Origin of the sequence: Amycolatopsis sp. 2-15 (genome assembly GCF_030285625.1) — a bacterium.
GTDB lineage: Bacteria > Actinomycetota > Actinomycetes > Mycobacteriales > Pseudonocardiaceae > Amycolatopsis > Amycolatopsis carbonis.
In genome coordinates, this window is record NZ_CP127294.1 from 6,071,344 (window position 1) to 6,092,937 (window position 21,594).

A 21,594-nucleotide genomic window follows, 5' to 3' on the forward strand; every position below is an offset into this window, starting at 1 on the left:
CGGTGGAGCACGAAGTGACGGAGTTCGAAACGAGCGGCGACTCCGACGAGACCCTCTCCGCGCTCTCGCAAAACGGCGAACGCGAGGTCGAGACGACGCTGCGCCCGCGCAAGCTCGACGAGTTCGTGGGCCAGCCCCGCGTGCGCGAGCAGCTGGAGCTGGTGCTGGAGAGCGCCCGCCGCCGCGGCGTGCCGCCCGACCACGTGCTGCTGTCCGGTCCGCCCGGCCTCGGCAAGACGAGCATGGCGATGATCGTGGCCGCCGAGCTCGGCGCGGCCATCCGCATCACGTCCGGTCCGGCGCTGGAACGCGCCGGCGACCTGGCCGCGATGCTGTCGAACCTCGCCGCCGGCGACGTGCTGTTCATCGACGAGATCCACCGCATCGCCCGGCCCGCCGAGGAGATGCTGTACCTCGCGATGGAGGACTTCCGCGTCGACGTCGTGGTCGGCAAGGGTCCCGGCGCGACCAGCATCCCCCTCGAGATCGCGCCGTTCACGCTGGTCGGGGCAACCACGCGCTCCGGTTCGCTCACCGGGCCGCTGCGCGACCGCTTCGGCTTCACCGGGCAGATGGAGTTCTACTCCGATGCCGAATTGGAACTCGTGGTGCGCCGCGCCGCGACGATCCTCGACATCCCCATCGACCGCGACGGCTGCTCGGAGATCGCCGGCCGCTCGCGCGGCACGCCCCGGATCGCGAACCGCCTGCTGCGCCGCGTCCGCGACTACGCCGAGGTCCGCGCCGACGGAAACGTGACCAGGGACGTCGTCCGGGCGGCGCTGAAGGTCTACGACGTGGACGAACTGGGCCTCGACCGGCTGGACCGGGCTGTGCTCACCGCGCTGACCCGCTCGTTCGGCGGGGGACCGGTGGGCATCTCGACGCTCGCCGTCGCCGTCGGTGAAGAGGCGACCACGGTGGAAGAGGTGTGCGAGCCCTACCTGGTCCGCGCGGGTATGCTCGCCCGGACTCCGCGTGGCCGGGTCGCGACCGCGGCGGCGTGGGAGCACCTCGGCCTGGTGGCGCCACCTGAAGCAGGGCGGTCGGACCAGGGCGGTCCCTCGTTGTTCGACCAGAGCTGAACCAGGGCTGACGGGGACGTCGGACACCGGCCGGCGGGAGCGCAACGGACGGTGGGTGCTGGCGATTTTGCGAGCACCTGGCACACTCGAAGACAGCACATCCGTCAAAACCGGACGTAAGCACCGACGACGCGACGTCCGTCGAATGGAGAGTCATGAACAACTTACTGCTGCCGTTGCTGCTGCTGGTCGTGGTGGCCGTGCCGCTCGTCCTCGGTACCCGCAAGCAGAAGAAGCAGCAGGCAGCCCAGCAGGACCTGCAGAAGAGCATCGCCCCCGGCGATCGCGTGATGACCACCTCGGGCCTCTACGGCACCGTCGCCGACGCTTCCGGCGACGACACGATCGACATCGAGATCGCCCCGGGCGTCGTCACCACGTGGCTGCGCATCGCGGTCCGCGAGAAGGTGCAGCCGGCCGTCGAGACCGACGAGACCGAGGTGGAAGCGGACTCCGACGACACCGTCGGCGGCGTCGCCTCGACCAGCGCCGAGGCGCCCGCCCAGGAGTCCATCGAGGACGAGGGCGAGAAGTCCGGTGCGCAGATCGCGCCCCCGCTGGAGCACGGTAAGAAGTGACCTGCTTCTTCCCCGGGCAGTGACACGCGCGTAGCCGACGAAAGTCGGTACGGGCGAACGCAGGGCTCACGCAGCACCGAGTACTGTCTCGGTGCTGCGTGCGTGTCCGCCGCCATAGTCATGCCCAGCAGCGCGCCGGGAGCACCGTCCCGGCTCGCTCACCGAACCAGTTGGGGTCCACCCAGTCCGAGGAGACCGAAGCACCGTGGCACCATCGGCCGGGCATCTCCGCCCGGGACGCTATCTCGCCTTCTTTGCCCTGATCGTGGTCGTGCTCTACGCCCTGGTGTTCTTCACCGGCGGCGGCAAGCCCACGCCGAAGCTCGGCATCGACCTGCAGGGCGGCACCCGGGTCACGCTCACCGCGCGGACGCCCGACGGCGGCCAGCCCACGCGAGACTCGCTGAACCAGGCGCGCCAGATCATCGAAACCCGCGTGAACGGCATCGGTGTCGCCGGCACGGAGGTCGTGCTCGACGGAAACAACGTTGTCATCACGGTCCCGGGCGCGCAGGGTGACCAGGCGAAGTCCCTCGGCCAGACCGCGAAGCTCGGCTTCCGCAAGGTGATCACCTCGCAGCCGAACGCCCCGGTCGCCCCGCCCGCCTCGGGCAACCCGGCCGCCCCGCCGGCTTCGGGCACCCCCTCCACACCGCCGTCTTCCGGTGCGCCCTCGGCTCCGCCGTCCGCCACGGGCGCGCCGTCGGGCACGCCGAACGGCGGCGGTGGCGCGGCCGGTGCGCCGGCCCAGCAGCCGCCGAGCACCACGCCGTCGGCCCCGCCGGCCTCCAACACGCCGCCGGCCGGCGGCCAGGCGCAGACGCCGATCCAGCAGGCGCAGGCGATCCGGCAGAACCCGGACCTGGCCTCGGACGACCAGGCGAAGGCGCAGGCCGCGCAGCAGGCCGCCCTGGCGTCGCTCACCTGCGCGCCGAATGTCGCCGACCCGCTCGAGGGCAACGACCTTTCGGACAAGCCGCTGGTCGCCTGTGGCGACAAGGACGCGACGAAGTACGTGCTCGGCCCGCAGTTCCTGCCCGGCACCGAGATCTCCTCGGCTACCTCGGGCTACGACCAGCAGCGTGGCCAATGGGTTGTCGACCTGACGTTCAACGGCTCCGGCAGCAAGACCTGGGGTGACTTCACCGCGGCCAACGTCAACCAGCAGGCCGCGTTCGTGCTGGACACGCAGGTCGTGTCCGCGCCGACCATCCAGGGCGCCATCCTCGGCGGCAACACGCAGATCACCGGCCAGTTCACGCAGGCCGACGCGAAGAACCTCGCCGACGTCCTGAAGTACGGCTCGCTGCCGCTGTCGTTCGACTCGTCCGACGCCACCACCGTGTCGGCGACGCTCGGTTCCGCCTCGCTGCAGGCGGGCCTGCTGGCCGGCGCGATCGGCCTGATCGTGGTCTTCATCTACTGCCTGATCTACTACCGCCTGCTCGGCATCCTCACGATCCTGTCGCTGGCGCTGTCCGGCCTGCTGATCTACGCGGTGCTGGTGCTGCTCGGCCGGTGGATCGGGTACACGCTCGACCTCGCCGGCATCGCCGGCCTGATCATCGCCATCGGTATCACGGCCGACTCGTTCGTCATCTACTTCGAACGGCTCAAGGACGAGATCCGGGAAGGGCGCACGTTCCGCTCCGCGGTGCCGCGCGGCTGGGCCCGTGCCCGGCGCACGATCCTGGCATCCGACGCGGTCAGCTTCCTGGCCGCGGCGATCCTGTACGTGATCGCGGTCGGCGACGTGCAGGGCTTCGCGTTCACCCTCGGCATGTCGACGGTGCTCGACCTCGTGGTGGTCTACCTCGTCACGCACCCGCTGGTGGCGATGGTGTCCACGTCGAAGTCGGCGTTCCTGTCCAACCCCCGCAACCTCGGCCTCGGTGCCGTCCAGCGCCTGGCCTCGGAGCGCAAGTCCGCCCGCCCCGCCGTCGGCCGCACGAACGTGAAGGAGGCCTGACGTGGGCGTCGAAGACCTGGGCACGGACGCCGAGGCGGGCGCCGGAAAGGCCACCCCGTCCGGCAAGAAGGAAAGCGTCTTCCACCGGCTCTACGTCGGCACGGGCGCGTTCGACATCGTCGGCGCGCGCAAGCGCTGGTACATCTTCTTCGCAGCGCTGGTGCTCATCTGCATCGGCTCGATGTTCATCCGCAGCTTCAACTTCGGCATCGAGTTCGAGGGCGGCACGCAGATCCAGCTGCCCGCCCGCGGTGCGCACGGCGAGATCACCACTTCGCAGGTGACCGAGTCGTTCACCAAGGCGCTGGGCAAGCAGCCGTCGGAGACCCAGAGCGTCGGCACCGGCAACGCGAAGACGATCCAGATCCGCTCCGAAGCACTGCCGGTCGACCAGGTCACGAAGGTGAAGCAGCAGCTTTTCACCGACCTGGCGCCGGAGGGCACCAACGGCCAGCCGAGCGCGCAGGCCATCAGCGACAGTGCGGTGAGCGCGTCGTGGGGCGGGGAGATCTCGAGGCAGGCGCTGATCGCGCTCGCGGTCTTCCTCGTCGCCGTGGTGATCTTCCTGGCGATCTACTTCGATACGCGGATGGCCGCGGCGGCGCTGATCTCGCTGATCCACGACATCGTGGTCACGGCGGGCGTCTACTCGCTGGTCGGCTTCGAGGTCACGCCGGCGACGGTGATCGGCCTGCTGACGATCCTCGGGTTCTCGCTGTACGACACGGTGGTGGTGTTCGACAAGGTCCGCGAGAACACGCGCGGCCTGCTCGGCCTCACCCGCCGCACGTACGCCGAGGCGGCCAACCTGGCGCTGAACCAGACGCTGATGCGGTCTTTCAACACCGCGTTCATCGCTCTGCTGCCGATCCTGGGCTTGCTCGTCGTCGGCTACATCCTGCTCGGCTCGGGCACGCTGCAGGACCTGGCGCTCGTGCAGCTCACGGGCACCCTGGTCGGCGTGCTGTCGTCGGTCGCGCTCGCGACGCCGCTGCTGGTGGACTTCAAGATGCGTGAGCCGAAGTACCAGCAGCAGGCGCAGCGCGTCGCGGCCCGCCGGGCCAAGGCCGCCGCTCGCGAGGCCGAGGGCGAGGACTTCGACGCGACGGACGACGCCGCCCTGGCCGCCGAGCTCCGCAAGGAGAAGGCGATGGCCGCGGCGGCCGGCGTCCCGGCCCGCACCCCGAAGGCGCGCCCGCAGAACAAGCCGCGCCGCGCCGGTGGCGGCGTGTCGTCGGCGAAGCGGAAGCGCTGAGCCGGATGGAGCTGGAGAAGGCCCTCGGCCTGATCGCCGAGGTGCCGGACTTTCCCGAGCCCGGCGTGCTGTTCCGCGACCTGAGCCCGCTCTTCGCGGACGGCCCCGGGTTCGCCACGGTCGTCGACGCACTGGCCGGCACGCTCAGCCCCGGGGTTGAGCTGCTGGCCGGCGTCGAGGCCCGCGGGTTCCTCCTCGCCGCGGCCGTCGGGTACGCCCGCGGCCTCGGCGTGGTGCTCATTCGCAAGCCCGGCAAGCTTCCGTCGGTGGCGGGCCGGGTCGACTACGCGCTCGAGTACGGCACGGCGGGCGTGGAGCTGCCGGCGGGCGTCGTGCACCCCGGCCAGCGTGTCGGCGTGATCGACGACGTCCTCGCCACCGGTGGCACGGTCGCCGCGACGGCCAAGCTGCTCGAAGGCGCCGGCGCCGTGGTCGACGGCGTGTCGGTGGTGCTGGAGCTCGCGGCGCTGGGCGGTCGTGGTGTGCTGGCGGGCCGCCGGATCGAGGCGCTGCAGGTCGTCTGACCCCGCGTCACCAGCGCGAACGGCCGGGAAGCCGGGGCGCCGGCGCGGCGTTGAAAAGAGTGTGGCTCCGCCGGTGCTCGGCGGCGCGCCGTCTGCCGATCGGGCGTAGGCGGCGAGGCCACGCGGCCGAACGGCTACCCTGAGGGTTCGAAGGCCGCACGAGCAGCAGGAGGTGCGGGTGAGCCAAGAGCTCGACGCCGCGGTGCCCGCCAAGCCGGTGCCCGCGAAGGATGGCTCCGGTGCGCGCGGTGCGCAGTCGGTGCCGCCGCCGAAGGCGAACGGGGCCGCGCCCAATCCGTCGGCGACCCGCCGGGTGCGAGCCCGTCTGGCCCGCCGCATCACGGCCCAGCGCGCCGCGCCCGTGAAGCAGGTGCTCGAGCCGCTCGCCGTGATCCACCGCGAGCTGCACCCCAACGCGGACCTCGCGCTGCTGCAGCGCGCCTACGACGTCGCCGAGGAGCTGCACCGCGACCAGCGGCGCAAGTCCGGCGACCCGTACATCACGCACCCGCTCGCCGTGGCCACGATCCTGGCCGAGCTGGGCATGGACACCACCACGCTCGTCGCGGCGCTGCTGCACGACACCGTGGAGGACACGGGCTTCTCACTCGACCAGCTGAAGGCCGACTTCGGCGACAAGGTCGGTGAGCTCGTCGACGGCGTCACCAAGCTGGACAAGGTCAAGCTCGGCATGTCGGCCGAGGCCGAGACGATCCGCAAGATGGTCATCGCCATGGCGAAGGACCCGCGGGTGCTGGTCATCAAGCTGGCCGACCGGCTGCACAACATGCGCACCATGCGCTTCCTCCCGCCCGAGAAGCAGGCCCGCAAGGCCCGCGAGACCCTGGAGGTGCTCGCCCCGCTGGCCCACCGCCTGGGCATGGCGACGGTGAAGTGGGAGCTCGAAGACCTCGCGTTCGCGATCCTGCAGCCGAAGAAGTACGACGAGATCGTGCGCCTGGTCGCCGACCGCGCGCCTTCGCGCGATACCTACCTGCGCAAGGTGATCGCCGACCTCACGAGCAACCTCGTGTCGTCGCGGATCACCGCGAAGGTCGAGGGCCGGCCGAAGCACTACTACTCGATCCACCAGAAGATGATCGTGCGCGGGCGCGACCTCGACGACATCCACGACCTGGTGGGCGTACGGATCCTCGTGGAGGACGTGCGCGACTGCTACGCCGCCATGGGTGTCGTCCACGCGCTGTGGCAGCCCGTGCCCGGCCGGTTCAAGGACTACATCGCCCAGCCGCGCTTCGGCGTGTACCAGTCGCTGCACACCACCGTGATCGGGCCGGACGGCAAGCCGCTCGAGGTGCAGATCCGCACTTACGAGATGCACCGCACCGCCGAGTACGGCATCGCCGCGCACTGGCGCTACAAGGAAACCAAGGGCACCCACAGCGGCAACTCGGTGGACGTCGACGAGATCGCGTGGATGCGCCAGCTGCTCGACTGGCAGCGCGAGGCCGCCGATCCGGGTGACTTCCTCGAATCGCTGCGCTACGAGCTGGCCGCGCGCGAGATCTTCGTGTTCACGCCGAAGGGCGACGTGATCACGCTGCCGGCGGATTCGACGCCGGTCGACTTCGCCTACGCCGTGCACACCGAGGTGGGTCACCGCTGCATCGGCGCCCGCGTGAACGGGCGTCTCGTGGCTCTCGAGCGCAAGCTGGAGAACGGCGAGAACGTCGAGATCTTCACCTCGAAGGCGGAGAACGCGGGCCCGAGCCGCGACTGGCTGCAGTTCGCCGGGTCGCCGAAGGCGCGCGCGAAGATCCGCCAGTGGTTCGCGAAGGAGCGCCGCGACGAGGCGATCGACGCGGGCAAGGAGGCGATCACCAAGGAGATCCGCAAGGTCGGGCTGCCCATCCAGCGGCTCGTCTCGGCGGAGTCCATGGGCTCGGTCGCCAAGGAGCTGCGCCACGGCGACATCTCCTCGCTGTACGCGGCCGTGGGGGAGGGCCACACCAGCGCGAAGCACGTGGTGCAGCGGCTGGTCGCGCTCATCGGCGGCGTCGACGAGGCGGAGGAGGAGCTCGCTGAGCGGGCCACGCCGTCCACCGTCACGCGGCGGCGCGGGTCCAACGACGTCGGCGTGATCGTGAAGGGCGCCAGCGACGTGTGGGCCAAGCTCGCCCGTTGCTGCACCCCGGTGCCGGGTGACGAGATCCTCGGGTTCGTCACGCGCGGCGGCGGCGTGAGCGTGCACCGCACGGACTGCACCAACGCCGATGACCTGCGCACGCAGCCCGAGCGGCTGGTCGAGGTGGAGTGGGCGCCGTCGTCCTCTTCGGTGTTCCTGGTGGCCATCCAGGTCGAGGCGCTCGACCGGCACCGGCTGCTGTCCGACGTCACCAAGGTCCTGGCCGACGAGAAGGTCAACATCCTCTCGGCGTCGGTCACGACCTCGCGCGACCGCGTGGCCGTGAGCCGGTTCTCGTTCGAGATGGGCGACCCGAAGCACCTCGGTCACGTGCTGAAGGTGGTGCGGGGCGTCGAGGGTGTGTACGACGTCTACCGGGTCACGTCGGCTTCCTGATCCGCGAGCCACGAGCGGAGCGCCTCGGTCACTTCGGCGGGGCGCTCCATCGGGGGCAGGTGCCCCGTGTCGGGCAGGTCGAGCCGGGTCGCACCGGGGATTTCGTGCTCGAACCTGTCAGCCAGCTTCAGCAGGCCTGAGCCGTCTTCGAGGCCGATGATCACCAGGGTGGGTGCGGTGATCTCGGCGAGGCGGTGGCGGGTGTCGGGGACGTCCTCCGTCCACTTCGGATCAGTCCACGCCCGGCGGTACACGTTCTCGCACATTTCGAGGGCGCGGGCGTAGAAGTCCTGGTCGACCTCGTCGGGTGTCCGATGTGGACCGACGACGAGGTAACGGACGTTGGCGTCGGCGATCGCCCGGACGTCCGCCTCGTCGACGCGTTCGGCGGTGTGGTCGAGGTAGCGCTCGAGCTTTTCGAGCGGCACCGCGGCGAGCATGGCTTCGCGGCTGTCCGACGCCATCGGCTCGGGCCACTCGTGCCCGGACAGCCCGGCGCCGACGAGCGCGACCCGGGTGACGCGCTCGGGCGCGGTCAGCGCGGCGTCGAGTGCGTAGGCGCCGCCCATCGACGAGCCGGCGAGCGCGGCCCGGTCGACGCCGAGCGCGGACATGAGCGCGAGCAGGTCGCGGTGGTGGGAGACGGTGCCCTCGGCCGCGTGCGAGTCGCCGTGGCCGCGGCGGTCGTAGCGGATCACGCGGTGGTGTTGCGCCAGCGCCGCGAACTGGTGGTCCCACATGCGCCGGTCGGCGAGCCCGGCGTGCAGGAGCACCACGGCTGAGCCTTCGCCGGCCTCGTCGTAGCCGAAGCGCACGCCGTCGACCTCGATCATCCCCATGGGAGCCACGCTAACGCGGGGAGCTGGTCACAGACGCGGGTTTCGCTCAGGGCGATCCCGTTAAGGTGCTGGCATGACCGACGGATTCGAGTTCACGCGCGACGGCGAAGTCGCGCGGTTGACGTTCGCCCGGCCGGAGAAGATGAACGCCATCACCTACGGGATGTGGTCGGCGATTCCGGACGTCGTGGCCGAGGTCGAGGCCGACCCGGCGCTCAAGGTCCTCGTGCTCACGGGCGCGGGCAAGCACTTCTCGGCCGGCGCCGACATCAGCGAGTTCCGCGACCTGCGCTCCACCGCCGACGGTGCGGCCACCTACGACAAAGCCGTCGACGGCGCCGTGGCCGCCCTGACCTCGATGCGCAAACCGTCCGTCGCCATGATCCAGGGCAACTGCATCGGCGGCGGCTGCCAGCTTTCAGTAGCGTGCGACTTCCGCTTCGCCTCGGAAGACGCGCGCTTCGGCATCACGCCCGCCAAGCTCGGCATCGTCTTCCACTTCGACTCGACCCGCCTGCTGGTCTCCCTCGTCGGCCCCGCGAACGCCAAGTACCTCCTGCTGTCCGGCGAGCTCATCGACGCCGTCCGCGCGCGCGAGATCGGCCTCGTCAACGACCTCCACGCCGCCGAAGGCCTCACCGCGGCCACCGCGGCCTTCGTGGACACCCTGTGCTCTCGCTCGCAGGCCTCGATCCGCGGCATGAACCGCATCATCGAGAAGATCGTTGCAGGACAGCGGACGCCAGACGACGAAGTGGATGCCATCCGCCTCACCGCGCTGCACGGCGAGGACTACGCGGAGGGCGTCGACGCGTTCCTGAACCGCCGACCGCCGAAGTTCACGCACCGCTGAGGGCGCGGCTCAGATCTCGTCCCAGGGCGCGCTTTCGTACGCCTCGGTGAGCAGCCGCGCGGCCACCGGATCGTTGCGCAGCACCACATCATCGACGGACGCGACGGGCCGGCCGAGGTCACCTTCGCGCGATCAAGGCGGCGGCCTGTCGTTCCTTTGGCAGCAGGCAGGTGATGCCTGGAATAACCGCTGCTTTGGGGCCACACCACTATGTCGTCTTCGAGGAACCCGAGGTTCTGGACGAACGCTTCCCTGAGGTGTCCACTGTGGTCGATACCGACCTCAACCGGATCGGGTCGGCGACGTGTTCGTGCGGGGGGCCGGTGCGCACGAGGATTTCGGGCTCCATGACGGTAGCTTCTTCACTGGAGCGGGAAGAGACGAGCACGCGCACGGACAGTGCGCCCTGTCCGGCCACGAGCTTGCGGACGTAGCCACGGACTCAATCGAGGTCGAGTTCGCTGCCGAACAGCAGCCGGGTGCTCGAGGCCAGCCGCGTGAGGTGCAGGTCGAGGCCGCGGACCCGGCCGTCGCGGACCTGCATCGCGGTGAAGTGGCTGTAGCCGCCCAGAACGCGAGCGAGCTGAACGGCGCCGGGTTCGGCGCCGTTCAGCTCGCTCGGGAAAGACACTCAGGCCGCGACGTTCACGGCCGTGAACTTGACCTGCTTCTTCGGCTCACCGGTCGCGCCGTCCTGGCCGACGGTGCCGATGCCCGTCTTGGCGATCGCGTCGAGGACCTTGAGGCCGTCGTCGGAGATGCTGCCGAAGATGGTGTAGTTCGGGGGTAGCTCGGCGGTGCCGTAGACCATGAAGAACTGGCTGCCGCCCGAGTTCGGCCGGCCCGTGTTGGCCATGGCGAGGATGCCGCGGCCGTACTTCTCGCCGTCGATGAACTCGTCCGGGATGGTGAAGCCGGGGCCGCCGGTGCCGTCGGTCGTCACGTCGCCCTTGGCGTTCGGGTCGCCGCACTGCAGCATCTGCAGGTCGGTGACGCCGAGGCGGTGGCAGATCGTGTCGGTGTAGAAGCCCTGCTTCGCCAGGCTCACGAAGGCTTCGACGGTGCACGGTGCGAGCGCGCGGTCGAGCGTGATCGGGATGTCGCCGACGGTGGTCTTCATCGTGATGTCGACCTTGCCCTGCGAGGACACGCTCTTGCCGTCCGGCGCGGTGGTCTTCTTCGGCGGCGGCGCGCTCTGCGTGTCGGCCGGGTACGCGCACGTGGTCGGGTTCGGCAGGGCCTTCGGCCGCGTCGGCAGCGCGGTGCGCTGCGTCGGGATCTGGCCGACAGTCGGCACCGGCGGGGCCGAGCTCGACGGCGGCGGGGTGGCGGCCGCGGTGGTGTCGTCGCCACCGCCGCTGTTCACGACCCACACGACTACCCCGGCCACGATGAGGACAACACCGCCGACCACTCCAGCGCCCACGATCTTGCGTCGCTTGGCCCGGTCCCGCCGACGCTCGATCTGCCGCTCGAGTTTCCGCTTAGCGGCTTCACGGCGCTGCTGGTTGGTCGCCACCCGCCCTCCAGTTCAGGCTCGATGTCACACGTCTGAGGTAGCGGCAGTGTATGGGCACAGCCTGTGAGGACTGTGTACAGGGGCCGCTAGTCTCGATCCGATCGTGATCGGCGCCGCTTCGCCGACGTCGGGACAGGAGGGGTTTGGTGCTCGTCGTCGGGTTCGCCGCCGGGCCGCTGCGTGCGAACTGCTACCTGCTCGCCCCGGCACCCGGTGGCGAGTGCGTGGTGGTCGACCCCGGGCAGGAGTCCGCGGAGCCGCTCGCGGCCGCGCTGGCCGAGCACGGGCTGACACCGGTCGCGCTGCTCGCCACCCACGGTCACCCCGACCACGTCGCCGGCGCGGCCGGCCACGACCTCCCGCTGCACCTGCACCCGGCCGACCGCGAATGGTTCGCGGGACCGGCGGTGCCACTGGCCGAAGGCCCGCTCGAACTGGCGGGTCTGGCGCTCGATGTCGTGGCCCTGCCCGGCCACACGCCGGGCTCGGTCGCCTTCGCCGTGAACGCGAGCGAAGGTGGCAGGCTGGTGCTCACGGGGGACACGTTGTTCGCCGGGTCGATCGGGCGCTCCGACGGCTCCGGCGCCGAACTGGAGAGATCGTTGCGCACGAAGCTGCTGACCCTGCCCGACGACACTGTCGTGCTGCCGGGCCACGGGCCCGCCACGACCATCGGGCGCGAACGCGCGACCAACCCCGCGCTCACGGCGGCGGAGGCGTGACGGGCATGACCGAGCAGGACGGCGCCAAAGGCACACCGGAACGGCTGCCGCTGTTCGCCGAGGACGCGAAGCTCACGCGCCGGCGCGCGTGGTCCGGGTTCATCGGCCCGGTGATCGTGGCCGCGGCGTTCGGTGGCATCGCGGGCTTGATCGGCGGGCAGCTGGTCGGGCTGATCGTCGCGGTGGTCGTGGCGATTCCCTTGCTGTACATCGTGTTGTACACGCTGCGCCGCCGGATCTGGCTGGAAGGCACGACGCTGGTCGTGCGCACGTGGGGCATCCGCCGCATCGGGCTCGTCGAGGCGGAGCGGCTCGACATCGTGATCGGCGACGTGCGCGGCACCCGCACCGTGAGCCTGCTCGTGAACGCGGGAAAACGGCGCAAAACCGTGAAGGTCGACCTCGCGGTGTTCGCCGGCACGGGCGGGCGCGAGCTGGGCGCGCTGCAGCTGCGCCGGGTCGCCGACGCGCTGCTGAACAACACCGAGGCCAACGGGCTGGTGTTCTCCGAGCTGCTGGTGGCGGAGCTGCGGTCGGAAGCGCGTGGCGACGCCGTGGCCGAGCGGCCGCTGTACCGCCTCGCATCGGCTGCCCCGGCCGGGCGCTACATCCAGCGGTTCCCGATGGAGGCCGTCAGCCGCTTCGTCGCGACGCTGGAGTGACCGGGTCCTTCGAGACCTGCTCAATGCCGTCGACGCGCGCGCGGATCTGCTCCACCTGGTCGGCGAGGTCCGGCAGCTCTTCGGCGACGTAGGCGAGCAGGCGCTCGAGGTGGCGCAGCGTCGCCCGCACGTCGTCGAGCGCGCTCGCGATCCGCGGGACGGCCTCGGCCGCTTCCAGCACGGCCGCGAACAACCGCCGGACCAGGTGCACGGTGACCTGCGGTCCCGCCAGTACGGCTGAGAACACGACCCCTCCTCGGGTACGGATGTACTCGCCTCGGTCGCGGACTTCGTACCGCAGCCACCGGGTCCGGTTCCGGCCGGGGTTCGCTCGTGTTGCTGGTGTGACTAGGGGGTGTTCGTGGTGCTCACGAGGTGGTCGACGGGCTCGCGCGCGGCGATCAGCGCCGCCAGGATCGTCGTCACCGGGACCGCCGCGACGATGCCCACGGACCCTGCGAGCGTACGGATGATCTCCGACGCGATGTCCTCGCTGCCGAGCAGCGCGCCGAGCCCGACACCGGAGATCGACGAGTAGAGCAGCACCGGCAGCGCGGCACCGGCGTAGGCCATCACGAGGGTGTTCACGGCCGAGCCGACGTGGTCGCGGCCGATGCGCAGACCCGAACGGTAGAGCTCCCGCCAGCCCAGCGCCGGGTTCGCGCGCCGCAGCTCCCAGACGGCGCTGGTCTGCGTCACCGTCACGTCGTCGAGCACACCGAGCGCGCCGATCACGATGCCGGCGAGCAGCAGGCCACGCGCGTCGATGCCGTGGCCGAGCGAGCCGATCAGGGTGGAGGTGCTGTCGTCGAGGCCGGTGAGGGAGGCGCCGACGGAGAAGATCGCCGACAGAACGCCGATCAGCGCGAGGCTGACCAGCGTGCCGAGCACCGCGACCGACGTTCTCGCCGACAGCCCGTGGGTCAGGTACAGCGCCACGAACATGATCGCCCCGGCGCCCGCGATCGCGACCAGCAGCGGGTTCTCGCCGGCGAGGATCGAGGGGAGCACGAACAGCACGATCACCACGAAGCTCAGCACCAGCGCGACGAGCGCCGCGAGCCCCTGCCAGCGGCCGAGCACCAGCACGGCGAGGGCGAACAGCGCGGCCAGCAGCACGAGCGGCGTGCCGCGCTGGAAGTCGACGAGCTGGAACGACGCCGGGTCGGTGGCGTTGCCGCCGTTGTAGGCGAGGACCACGTCGTCGCCGGTGGAGAAGCGCGGCGTGCTCGGCTCGATCGGCACGATGAGCCGCAGCGGTTTCCCCTTGCCCGGGCCGTCGGTCATCGTCAGATCGACGGTGAGGCACGGCTTCTGGTCGGGATCGGTGTCCGCGCCCACCTGCACCTGGCCGTTCGCGAGGCACGGCCCCGTGGCGGTCGCCGTGATCGACGCCTGCACCGGCGTGCCCTGCGGCACCACACTCGTCGGCGCCGCCTTGCCCCACGGGTACAGCACGATCATGCCCACGACCGTCGCCAGGGCGAGCGGGACGAGCAGCCACATGAGCAGCTTGCGGACGCGGGTGGAGGCGGGGGCGGCCGGGCCGTGGCCATGTCCGTGCCCATGCCCGTGGCCGGATGCTTGCGCGGTGAGGGCGGCGCGCAGGCCCTTGCGTGCGGGCGGTTCGGGGGTGTCGGCGGGTTCCGGCGCTTCGTCCGGGCTCACAGCGGTGCGGGGGCGACGGCCTGCGGGCGGAGGCGTGGCGCCGGTGCGGCGACCTTGTCCTTCGGCTTGGCGTGCGGGCGGCAGCGGAGTTTCGCCGGCACGGCGCGATGGTTGGAGATCCCGGCGGCGGGCCGGCGGAGGGGTTTCGCCGCGGCGGCGTGGGGGGATCGGGGTTTCGCCGGTGTGTCGCGACGTTTCGCCGGTGCGGCGGCCGGCGGGTGATGGCGGCCCGTCGGCGTGGCGCGAAGGCAGCGGAGCTTGCCCGGTTTGGCCGGCCTGCGGGGTTTCGCCCGTGCGGCGGCTCGCCGGCGGGGGCGTGTCGCCGGAGCGGCGGCCGGCCGGAGGGGGAGTGTCGCCGGAGCGGCGTGGTGGCAGGGGGGTTTCGCCCGTGCGGCGGCCGGCGGGGTTGTCGCCGGAACGGGGCGTGGCTCGGCGCACCGGCTCTTCCGCTCCGGGCCAGGCGGGTTCGTCGACCGTTCGGGGGAGGCGCGGCCGGGCTGCGGAAACCGGAGGAGCAGGGGGGCCGTCGGCGACGCGGCGGATGGGGCCGGTGTCGGCGGTGTCGTCGACCTCGTCGGGGTAGTCGGGCGGTGCCACGGCGCACATCCTGCACTCCGGCCGTGGCCGTCACCCGTACCGGGTGGGGACGACCCGGTCGTATCCGGCGTTTCGCTCAGCCGAGGGACTGGCGCAGGTGCACTCGGCGGTAGGCGGACGGCGGGGTGTCGAAGTGGTCGAGGAAGGCCTGGCGCAGCGTCTCGGTGGAGCCGAAGCCGCAGCGGCGGGCGATGGCGGCCAGCGGCAGGTCGGTACCCGCGAGGAGGCGGGCGGCGTGTTCGGCGCGGACGGTGCGCACGTACTTGCCGGGCGTGGTGCCGAGGTGCGCGTCGAACAGGCGCGTGAGCTGGCGGGTGCTGATTCCCGCCTGCCGGGCCAGCACGGGTGTGCCCAGGTCTTCGCCCAGGTGTTCGGCGACGAACGCGGTGAGGTCGCGCACCTGCCGGTGCTCGGGCGGCGGGCCGGACAGGAACATGCTCACCTGAGCCTGGTTGCCGGGCCGCTGCAGGTACGTTACGAGGGCGCGGGCGGCTTCGCGGGCGAGCGTCGGGCCGTGGTCCTCCTCGACGAACGCCAGCGCGAGGTCGAGCCCGCTGGTGACGCCGGCGGAGGTGTAGACGTCGCCGTGGCGGATGAACAGCGGCACCGGGTCCACGGTCACCGACGGGTACTTCGCGGCGAGCTGCGCCGCGTACGCCCAGTGCGTGGTCGCGCGGCGGCCGCTCAGCAGCCCGGCGGCGGCGAGCACGGTGGCGCCGGTGCAGACCGACGCCGTGCGTGTGCTGTCGCGGGAGAGCCGGCGGACGTGTTCGAGCAGGCGTTCGTCGCCCGCCGCCGCGCGGTGGCCGAGGCCACCCGAGACGACGATCGTGTGCAGCGGCCCCGAAACCTGGTCGAGGCGCACGTGGGGCGTCAGCGTGATGCCGGACTGGCAGCGGAACGGGTGTCCGTCCACAGTGGCCAGCCGCAGGGCGTAGCCCGGGCGCGCGCCGAGCCGGTTGGCGGCGTCGAGCGCGTCGGACACGCACGCGATGTCGAGCAGCTCGGCGTCGGGGTACCCGACGATCACGACCTGCCGTTCTGGCCCCGGCATGATCGAACGTTAGCAGGTCAGCAGGCCGATCGACGCGGTTCGCAGGATTACGGACATCGCCCTCCTGCTCGCGCGCCCACGGGGGCACGGTGGGACGCATGACCGAGAAGACGTTCGCCTTTGTCCTCTACCCCGGCCTCACGGTGCTCGACCTCGTGGGCCCGCTCCAGGTGCTGAGCGCGTTCGCCACGGCGGATCAGGACTTCCGCGTGGTGGTCGTGGGCGAGACCCTCGACCCGATCGGCACCGACACGCCCCTGCGGATCGCGCCCAGCCACACCTTCGCCGACGTCCGCGAGCCCTACGGCGTCCTCGTCCCGGGCGGCTCCGCGCCGACCCTGGAGGCGCTCGCGAACCGGCCGCTGATCGACTACCTGGCCACGACCGCTCGCACGGCCGAACTCATGACGTCCGTCTGCACGGGCGCCCTGCTCCTCGGCGAGGCCGGCCTGCTCGACGGCCGCGAGGCCACCACCCACTGGATGTTCCGCGACCTGCTGCGCGCCTTCGGCGCGACTCCGGTCGCCCGCCGCTGGGTCGACGCCGGCCCCGTGATCACCGCCGCGGGCGTCTCGGCGGGCATCGACCTGGCCCTGCACCTCGTCGAGCGGCTCGCCGGCCCCGACGTCGCCCGGACCGTCCAGTTCGGCATCGAATACGACCCGGAGCCCCCGTTTGGCCCGCTCGACTGGTCGACCGCGCCGCACGGTGCGTTGAAGCCGTTGCTGGAGCACGCCCTGGGCGAGCACGTTCTGGCCGACCGGCCGGATCTGAAGGCGAAGCTGCTCGCGCACGCCTGAGCCGGGACCGCCGGTGCGAGAGGACCGGTCGCGCCGAGGGCCGCTCACGCCTTGAGCCGGGATGGCGGCCGAATGGACCGCTCGCGCCGCAGCCGTTGGTGGGGTGGGGCGCTCTGTCGGCGCCAGTTCGCTCGAGGCCAGGGGCACGGCACGGGAGGAGTGCGCACGGCGGGACCGCTGTCGCCGGGCCGCGCTGGCCGGGTGGGTGTCGCGTCGCGTTCGGCGAGCGGACCGCTCGTTGAGCGATGGGTCGAGCGCGGCGGGACCGCTCGCGCTGAGCCAGGTCGGCCGACCGAGTCACGTAGTCCATGACCCAGCCTGCCCGGCTGCGTTCAGGAACGAGCGCGGCGGGATTGTTCGCGCTGCGCTGCGTACGCCGAGCGCGCCGCACGAGTCGTACGCCTGAGCCGGGACGCCGCTACGAGGGGACCGGTCATGCCGGTCGCGTTGGGGCGTTGGCTCGCCGGGCGGCGGTGCCGCGGCGCGAGAGGAATGAGCGCGGCGGGACGGGTCGCGCCTCGTTGCCCACGCCGAGCGCGCCACGAGCCGCGCACCCGCCCGGGTGCAGGCGCGGGCCGGAGTGAAGGGACCGTTCGCACCAGCCCGGTCCCGGGCACCCTTCCAACGGGGTGGGCCATCCGGGTGAGGGCCGCGCGAACGTCCGGGAGCGGAGGGTGGCGCAGGTACTTTCGGGTCGCTCGATCAGGTCACGTGCGGCCGTGGGGAGCTTGCGGTGCGGTTCCAGGTCCTCGGTCCGCTGGCGGCGACCGTCGCGTTGCCGTCGGCAGCGCAGCCGCGGCGGTTGCTCGCGTTGTTGCTCGCGCGGCCCAACGAGGTGCTCGGGCGGGCGACGATCGTCGACGAGCTGTGGCCCGACGGAGCGCCGCCGAGTGCGGCGGCGATCGTGCAGGTGACGGTGTCGAAGTTGAGGAAGGCCTTGTCGCCGGGGTTGGCCGCGGACGACCCCGCGCAACGGCTCAGGTCGGGGCCGCGGGGGGTACGCGCTCCGCGTCGCCGAGGGGGAGCTCGACGCGGCGGAGTTCGTCGCGCTGGCGTCGGCCGGGTTGGGGGCGGAGGACGCCCGGGCGAAGCAGGAGTTGCTGACGCGCGCCCTCGCGTGCTGGCGCGGTGGGGCGTTCTGCGACATCGCGACGGGACCGCTCGTCGAGGCGCACGAGGTGTGGCTGGAGGACCGCCGCCGGACGGTCCTGCTGCAGCTGGTGGAGCTGCAGCTCGCCGAGGGCGACGGGCAGGCGGTGGTGCACCGGCTCGCCCCCGTGGTGGCCGCGCGGCCCGCCGACGAACGGCTCGCCGGCCGCCTCGCCGCGGCGCTGGCGGGGCTGGGCCGTCGCGACGCCGCGCTCGACGTGCTGCGCCGCACGCGCCGCGCGCTGTGGGACGAGGCCGGCGTGGTGCCGGGGCCGGAGCTCGACGCGCTGTACCGCCGCATCGCCGGCACGGAGTGGACGGCCGGCGGCCCACCCGCGCAGCTGCCCGCACCCGTGCCCGACTTCACGGGCCGCGCAACGGAACTGGCCTCCGTCGGGCGGCATCTGCGCGCGCCCGCGCCGGTCGTGGTCCACGGCGCCGCCGGGGCGGGCAAGAGCGCGCTCGCCGCGCAGGCCGCGTGGCGGGCGCGGCGGCGTTTCCCCGACGGGCAGCTCGTGGCCGACCTCGCCACCACCGAACCCCGTGACGTCCTCGTCGCGTTCCTGCGCGCACTCGGCGCCGCCACGGCCGAGCTCACCGGCGACCTCACCGCCCTCGTCGCCGCCTGGCGCGGCCACACCGTCGACCGGCGCCTCCTCGTCCTGCTCGAAAACGCGCGCACCGAAGCCCAGGTCCGCCCGCTGCTGCCGAGCGGCTCCGGCTGCGGCGTCCTCGTGACGGCGCGGCGGTCGTTGCCAGGACTGGTGGCGGCAAGGCCCGTTCCCGTCGGCGAACTGTCCACTGTGGACGCGCAAGCGCTGCTCACCGCCGTCGCCGGCGAAGCACGGATCGCGGCCGAGCCCGCCGCCGCCGACGAAGTGGTCGCGCGCTGCGCCGGGCTTCCCCTCGCGGTGCGCATCGCCGGGCTGCGGCTGGCCACCCGGCCCCACCTCCGGATCGCGGATCTCGCCACCCGCGTCGGCGACGACCGCCGCGCCCTCGACGAGCTCGCCGCCGGCGACGTCAGCGTCCGCGCGGCCATCCTCCCGGCCCTGCGCGACTGCCCGACGGAAGACCGCGATCTCCTGCGCCTGCTCGGCTTGTTCCGCGGCCCCGTGCCCGACTGGTGCGCCGCCGCGCTGCTCGCCGTCCGCCCCGCCGAAGCCCGCGACCGCCTCGAAACCCTCGCCGACACCCACCTGCTGGGCGCCGACGACCACGGCCGCCACGCCGTCCCGCGCTTCGTCAGCCTCGGTCTCGCCCGGCTGCCCGGCGAACCCGACCCGGCCGCGATCAAACGCACCCTCGAAGCCGTCCTGGCCCTCGCCGAACGCGTGCTTTCCGCACTGGACAAGGGTTTCGATCCGGCCGGACCCCCGTTCACCCAGCCGGACCCCACCGCGGCCCGCCTGGCCACCGCCGACCCCGACGCCTGGCGACGCCGGGAAACCGAACTCGTCGCCACGGCCGCCCGGCTCGCCGGCCGCCACCACTGGCACGCACTGGCCGCGCGCCTCTCCGACGCGTGCGCGGGCCTGGCCGGCACCTCGTGGCTCGGCCGCTCCGCGCGGGCGGTCTCGGTCGTCGGCCTCGCCGCGGCCCGCCGCCTCGGCGACCGCCCGGCCGAGGCGGGCAAGCTCTTCACCCTCGCCTCCGTCCACTGGCAGCTCGGCCGCTCACGCCAGGCCCGCACCTACTTCGCCATGGCCGGCACCCGCTTCAAGGCCCTCGGTGACCCGCGCGCCCGGGGCGCCGCCCTGGTCGCGCTGGCCGACCTCGACGCCGACGCCGGCCGGGCCGAGATCGCCGTCGAAGAGCTGCGCGAAGCCCTGGCACTCCTGCGCGCGTGCGGCGACGTGCGGGGCCAGGCCATCGCGGCCGCGCAGTTCGGCGGCCTCTCGGAAGACCTCGGCGACCTCCGTCGGGCCGTCGAGAGCTTCGAAGCCGCCCTGCTGCTCGCCGGCGACGGCGCCGGCCGCTGGCACGACCAGGTCGCCAAGCGCTACGCCGACGTACTGCGCCGCCACGGCCGCACCGACCGCGCCGCCGACCTGCTGACGGGCGCGCTCGGCGGCGCCGTCCGCACCCGCGAACGCCACTGGGAGGCCCACGTCCTGCGCAGCCTCGGCGACCTGCACACCGACGCCGGCGAGGTCGCCGAGGGCGAACGCTGCCTCTCGCGGTCGCTCGACCTGTTCGAGCAGATCGGGCACCGGCACGCGGCGGCCTACACCCACCGCAGCCTCGCCGAGACCCGCCTGCGTGCGGCGGATCCGGCGGGAGCGCAGCAGCACCTGCGCCACGCCATGGCCGTGTTCCGCGATCTGCAGGACCGCCGCGGCACCGGATACGCGCTGCTGAGCCTCGGCAAACTGCAGGCCGGCGCGGGCGAAGCACCCAGGGCTCTCGCCGGCGCCGCGGACGTCTTCCGCGAGCTCGGCTTCCCGCTGTGGGAGCTGCGCGCGTTGCAGGAGCTCAACGCCGCTTCGAGTGATTCACCCGCCGGCGACCGAGCTCGTGAAGTCTTGGCGAAGATCAGGATCTGACGCCCGCCTCGGCGTCGCGGCGACACCGGCGTTTGGCGTTCGTATGGAGCCGCGCACTTGGCTTCCCTCGTCGTAAGTCCCCACGAGGAGGCAAGTCATGCGCGTTCCTCCGGTGCTGCCCAAGGCGGCCGTCGGACTGGCTGCCGCGGCGGCCATGACGGTGCTCGGCACGGCCCCGGCTTCGGCCGCGCCCGCCGTCACCAAGCTGACGCAGTCCCAAGCGGCGTCGCAGCTGTCGGCGGCGGGTGTCACGCACTCGTCCAGCGGCGGGTGCACCACGCGGTCGAACTCCACCTGCACGTCGTTCGAACAGATCAACCAGACGACCGTCAGCGGCGTGATCACGCTCAAGCGCGCCAGCGGCTGCGCGATCAACATCACCGGCGGCACCGAGGTCGGCCACGCCTCGGGCACCTACAGCCACTACAACGGCTACAAGGTGGACATCTCGCACAACAGCTGCATCGACGGCTACATCAAGAACAACTTCTCCTACATCGGTCTCCGCGGCGACGGGTACCCGCAGTGGCAGGCCCCCTCCAGCAACCTCTACTGCGACGAGGGCAACCACTGGGACATCACCTACTACACCACCGGCGGCTGATCGGACCTCCGTCCGCACCGGCCGCGCGGCCGGCCGGGGACTGCCCACCACTGAGGGCGATGGGCAGTTCCCGGCCCGGCCGAGCAGTACCGATGACTGTTTCGTACCTCTAACGTCACCCTGGGTGATCGGTGAGGTCGCCCACCTGTGCGCCGCACGGGGGTTGACCGCGTCCGCGGAGCGCGTACCGTCAGGCCAATGCCCCAGCGCCGAGGGGATTCCGGCCTCACCCTGCTGACCACCGTCCGCGACGACGACCTCGTGCTCGTCACCGCCGCGGGCGAGATCGACGCCGCCTCGGTCGGCGACTTCCGGACGGTGCTGGCCGAAGCGTGCGTGGTGGGGAAGAAGCTCGTGGTCGACCTCTCCCGTGTCGGGTTCCTCAGCTGCGCCGGCCTGCGTGTGCTGGAGGAAACGAGCCGCACGCGCCCCGCGTTGTCCGTGGTCGCGACCGGGCGTCTCGTGCTGCGGGTCTTCGACGTCACGGGCGCCGCCCAGGCGCTGGACGTGCGGCCGCGGCTCGTGGACGCCTGCGCGGCCGCCCGCGCCTGAGCGGCCGCCGAACGGGTGGAGATCACCCGGGACCCGTGCGAGCCCCGCCGTTCGTGGGTACTCCACCGGTGAACCC

At 72.2% G+C, this 21,594-nt stretch carries 19 protein-coding genes and 1 pseudogene; 14 read left to right on the forward strand and 6 right to left on the reverse strand.

The window, feature by feature from the left end; all coding sequences use genetic code 11:
* The first annotated feature begins 2 nt into the window (after window positions 1-2).
* The 6 genes from ruvB to QRX50_RS30070 all read left to right on the forward strand — a co-directional run bounded on the left by ruvB (window position 3) and on the right by QRX50_RS30070 (window position 7,953).
* Entirely contained in the window at window positions 3-1,085 is a 1,083-nt protein-coding gene (gene ruvB, locus QRX50_RS30045; protein WP_285966480.1) for a Holliday junction branch migration DNA helicase RuvB, read from the forward strand.
* A gap of 155 nt (window positions 1,086-1,240) precedes the next feature.
* Window positions 1,241-1,663, forward strand: a complete 423-nt coding sequence (gene yajC, locus QRX50_RS30050; RefSeq protein WP_285966481.1) for a preprotein translocase subunit YajC — start codon at window positions 1,241-1,243, stop codon at window positions 1,661-1,663.
* A 205-nt stretch (window positions 1,664-1,868) separates the two neighbouring features.
* Window positions 1,869-3,632 carry a protein translocase subunit SecD gene (gene secD, locus QRX50_RS30055; protein WP_285966482.1) on the forward strand — a complete coding sequence of 588 codons (1,764 nt, stop codon included), beginning with the start codon at window positions 1,869-1,871 and terminating at the stop codon, window positions 3,630-3,632.
* A gap of 1 nt (window position 3,633) precedes the next feature.
* Window positions 3,634-4,887: a protein translocase subunit SecF gene (secF, locus tag QRX50_RS30060; protein WP_285966483.1), complete on the forward strand. Its 1,254-nt coding sequence runs from the start codon at window positions 3,634-3,636 to the stop codon at window positions 4,885-4,887.
* Window positions 4,888-4,892: 5 nt separating this feature from the next.
* Window positions 4,893-5,411, forward strand: a complete 519-nt coding sequence (locus tag QRX50_RS30065) for an adenine phosphoribosyltransferase (RefSeq protein WP_285966484.1) — start codon at window positions 4,893-4,895, stop codon at window positions 5,409-5,411.
* A gap of 178 nt (window positions 5,412-5,589) precedes the next feature.
* Complete coding sequence (locus QRX50_RS30070; protein WP_285966485.1) at window positions 5,590-7,953, forward strand: RelA/SpoT family protein; 2,364 nt, start codon at window positions 5,590-5,592, stop codon at window positions 7,951-7,953.
* On the opposite strand, the gene QRX50_RS30075 is transcribed toward QRX50_RS30070, so the two are convergent.
* Window positions 7,929-8,792 carry an alpha/beta fold hydrolase gene (locus QRX50_RS30075; RefSeq protein WP_285966486.1) on the reverse strand — a complete coding sequence of 288 codons (864 nt, stop codon included), beginning with the start codon at window positions 8,790-8,792 and terminating at the stop codon, window positions 7,929-7,931. The genes QRX50_RS30070 and QRX50_RS30075 overlap by 25 nt on opposite strands.
* A gap of 73 nt (window positions 8,793-8,865) precedes the next feature.
* Here QRX50_RS30075 and QRX50_RS30080 point away from each other — a divergent pair, with 73 nt between their 5' ends.
* Window positions 8,866-9,645, forward strand: coding sequence for an enoyl-CoA hydratase/isomerase family protein (locus QRX50_RS30080; protein WP_285966487.1), 780 nt, complete (start codon window positions 8,866-8,868; stop codon window positions 9,643-9,645).
* Between the two features lie 442 nt (window positions 9,646-10,087).
* Here the strand turns inward: QRX50_RS30080 and QRX50_RS30085 are convergent, their stop codons facing one another.
* Both QRX50_RS30085 and QRX50_RS30090 read right to left on the reverse strand, forming a co-directional pair.
* A complete protein-coding gene (locus QRX50_RS30085; protein WP_285966488.1) occupies window positions 10,088-10,276 on the reverse strand; it encodes an aminotransferase class IV in 189 nt (62 codons plus the stop codon).
* Window positions 10,277-11,164, reverse strand: a complete 888-nt coding sequence (locus tag QRX50_RS30090) for a peptidylprolyl isomerase (protein ID WP_285966489.1) — start codon at window positions 11,162-11,164, stop codon at window positions 10,277-10,279.
* A gap of 146 nt (window positions 11,165-11,310) precedes the next feature.
* Between QRX50_RS30090 and QRX50_RS30095 the strand changes: the two genes are divergently transcribed.
* Window positions 11,311-11,886 (forward strand): MBL fold metallo-hydrolase, encoded by a 576-nt coding sequence (locus QRX50_RS30095; protein WP_285966490.1) that lies wholly within the window; start codon window positions 11,311-11,313, stop codon window positions 11,884-11,886.
* A gap of 5 nt (window positions 11,887-11,891) precedes the next feature.
* Window positions 11,892-12,548, forward strand: coding sequence for a hypothetical protein (locus QRX50_RS30100; RefSeq protein ID WP_285966491.1), 657 nt, complete (start codon window positions 11,892-11,894; stop codon window positions 12,546-12,548).
* Here the strand turns inward: QRX50_RS30100 and QRX50_RS30105 are convergent.
* The 3 genes from QRX50_RS30105 to QRX50_RS30115 form a co-directional block, all read right to left on the reverse strand.
* Window positions 12,520-12,795: a hypothetical protein gene (locus tag QRX50_RS30105; RefSeq protein ID WP_285966492.1), complete on the reverse strand. Its 276-nt coding sequence runs from the start codon at window positions 12,793-12,795 to the stop codon at window positions 12,520-12,522. The two genes, QRX50_RS30100 and QRX50_RS30105, sit on opposite strands and share 29 nt — an antisense overlap.
* Window positions 12,796-12,896: 101 nt before the next feature.
* A complete protein-coding gene (locus QRX50_RS30110) occupies window positions 12,897-14,216 on the reverse strand; it encodes a YibE/F family protein (RefSeq protein WP_434533156.1) in 1,320 nt (439 codons plus the stop codon).
* Between the two features lie 673 nt (window positions 14,217-14,889).
* Window positions 14,890-15,867 (reverse strand): GlxA family transcriptional regulator, encoded by a 978-nt coding sequence (locus tag QRX50_RS30115; protein ID WP_285966493.1) that lies wholly within the window; start codon window positions 15,865-15,867, stop codon window positions 14,890-14,892.
* Window positions 15,868-15,965: 98 nt separating this feature from the next.
* On the opposite strand from QRX50_RS30115, the gene QRX50_RS30120 reads away from it, so the two are divergent.
* The 5 genes and pseudogenes from QRX50_RS30120 (at window position 15,966) to QRX50_RS30140 (ending at window position 21,518) form a co-directional block, all read left to right on the forward strand.
* Window positions 15,966-16,667, forward strand: coding sequence for a DJ-1/PfpI family protein (locus QRX50_RS30120; RefSeq protein ID WP_285966494.1), 702 nt, complete (start codon window positions 15,966-15,968; stop codon window positions 16,665-16,667).
* A gap of 835 nt (window positions 16,668-17,502) precedes the next feature.
* Window positions 17,503-17,553 (forward strand): annotated as a pseudogene (locus tag QRX50_RS30125) (hypothetical protein); the annotation flags it as partial.
* Between the two features lie 178 nt (window positions 17,554-17,731).
* Entirely contained in the window at window positions 17,732-20,362 is a 2,631-nt protein-coding gene (locus QRX50_RS30130; RefSeq protein ID WP_285966495.1) for a BTAD domain-containing putative transcriptional regulator, read from the forward strand.
* Window positions 20,363-20,459: 97 nt separating this feature from the next.
* The gene (locus QRX50_RS30135) at window positions 20,460-20,966 is read left to right on the forward strand and encodes a hypothetical protein (RefSeq protein ID WP_285966496.1); all 507 of its coding nucleotides are present in this window, start codon (window positions 20,460-20,462) and stop codon (window positions 20,964-20,966) included.
* A 198-nt stretch (window positions 20,967-21,164) separates the two neighbouring features.
* Entirely contained in the window at window positions 21,165-21,518 is a 354-nt protein-coding gene (locus QRX50_RS30140; RefSeq protein WP_285966497.1) for an STAS domain-containing protein, read from the forward strand.
* Window positions 21,519-21,594: the final 76 nt, after the last annotated feature.

Coding starts and splice junctions, on each gene's coding strand:
- yajC (WP_285966481.1), top strand. CDS start 1,241: ATGAACAACTTACTGCTGCCGTTGCTGCTGCTGGTCGTGGTGGCCGTG.
- QRX50_RS30065 (WP_285966484.1), top strand. CDS start 4,893: ATGGAGCTGGAGAAGGCCCTCGGCCTGATCGCCGAGGTGCCGGACTTT.
- QRX50_RS30075 (WP_285966486.1), bottom strand. CDS start 8,792: ATGGGGATGATCGAGGTCGACGGCGTGCGCTTCGGCTACGACGAGGCC.
- QRX50_RS30080 (WP_285966487.1), top strand. CDS start 8,866: ATGACCGACGGATTCGAGTTCACGCGCGACGGCGAAGTCGCGCGGTTG.
- QRX50_RS30100 (WP_285966491.1), top strand. CDS start 11,892: ATGACCGAGCAGGACGGCGCCAAAGGCACACCGGAACGGCTGCCGCTG.
- QRX50_RS30115 (WP_285966493.1), bottom strand. CDS start 15,867: ATGCCGGGGCCAGAACGGCAGGTCGTGATCGTCGGGTACCCCGACGCC.
- QRX50_RS30120 (WP_285966494.1), top strand. CDS start 15,966: ATGACCGAGAAGACGTTCGCCTTTGTCCTCTACCCCGGCCTCACGGTG.
- QRX50_RS30135 (WP_285966496.1), top strand. CDS start 20,460: ATGCGCGTTCCTCCGGTGCTGCCCAAGGCGGCCGTCGGACTGGCTGCC.
- QRX50_RS30140 (WP_285966497.1), top strand. CDS start 21,165: ATGCCCCAGCGCCGAGGGGATTCCGGCCTCACCCTGCTGACCACCGTC.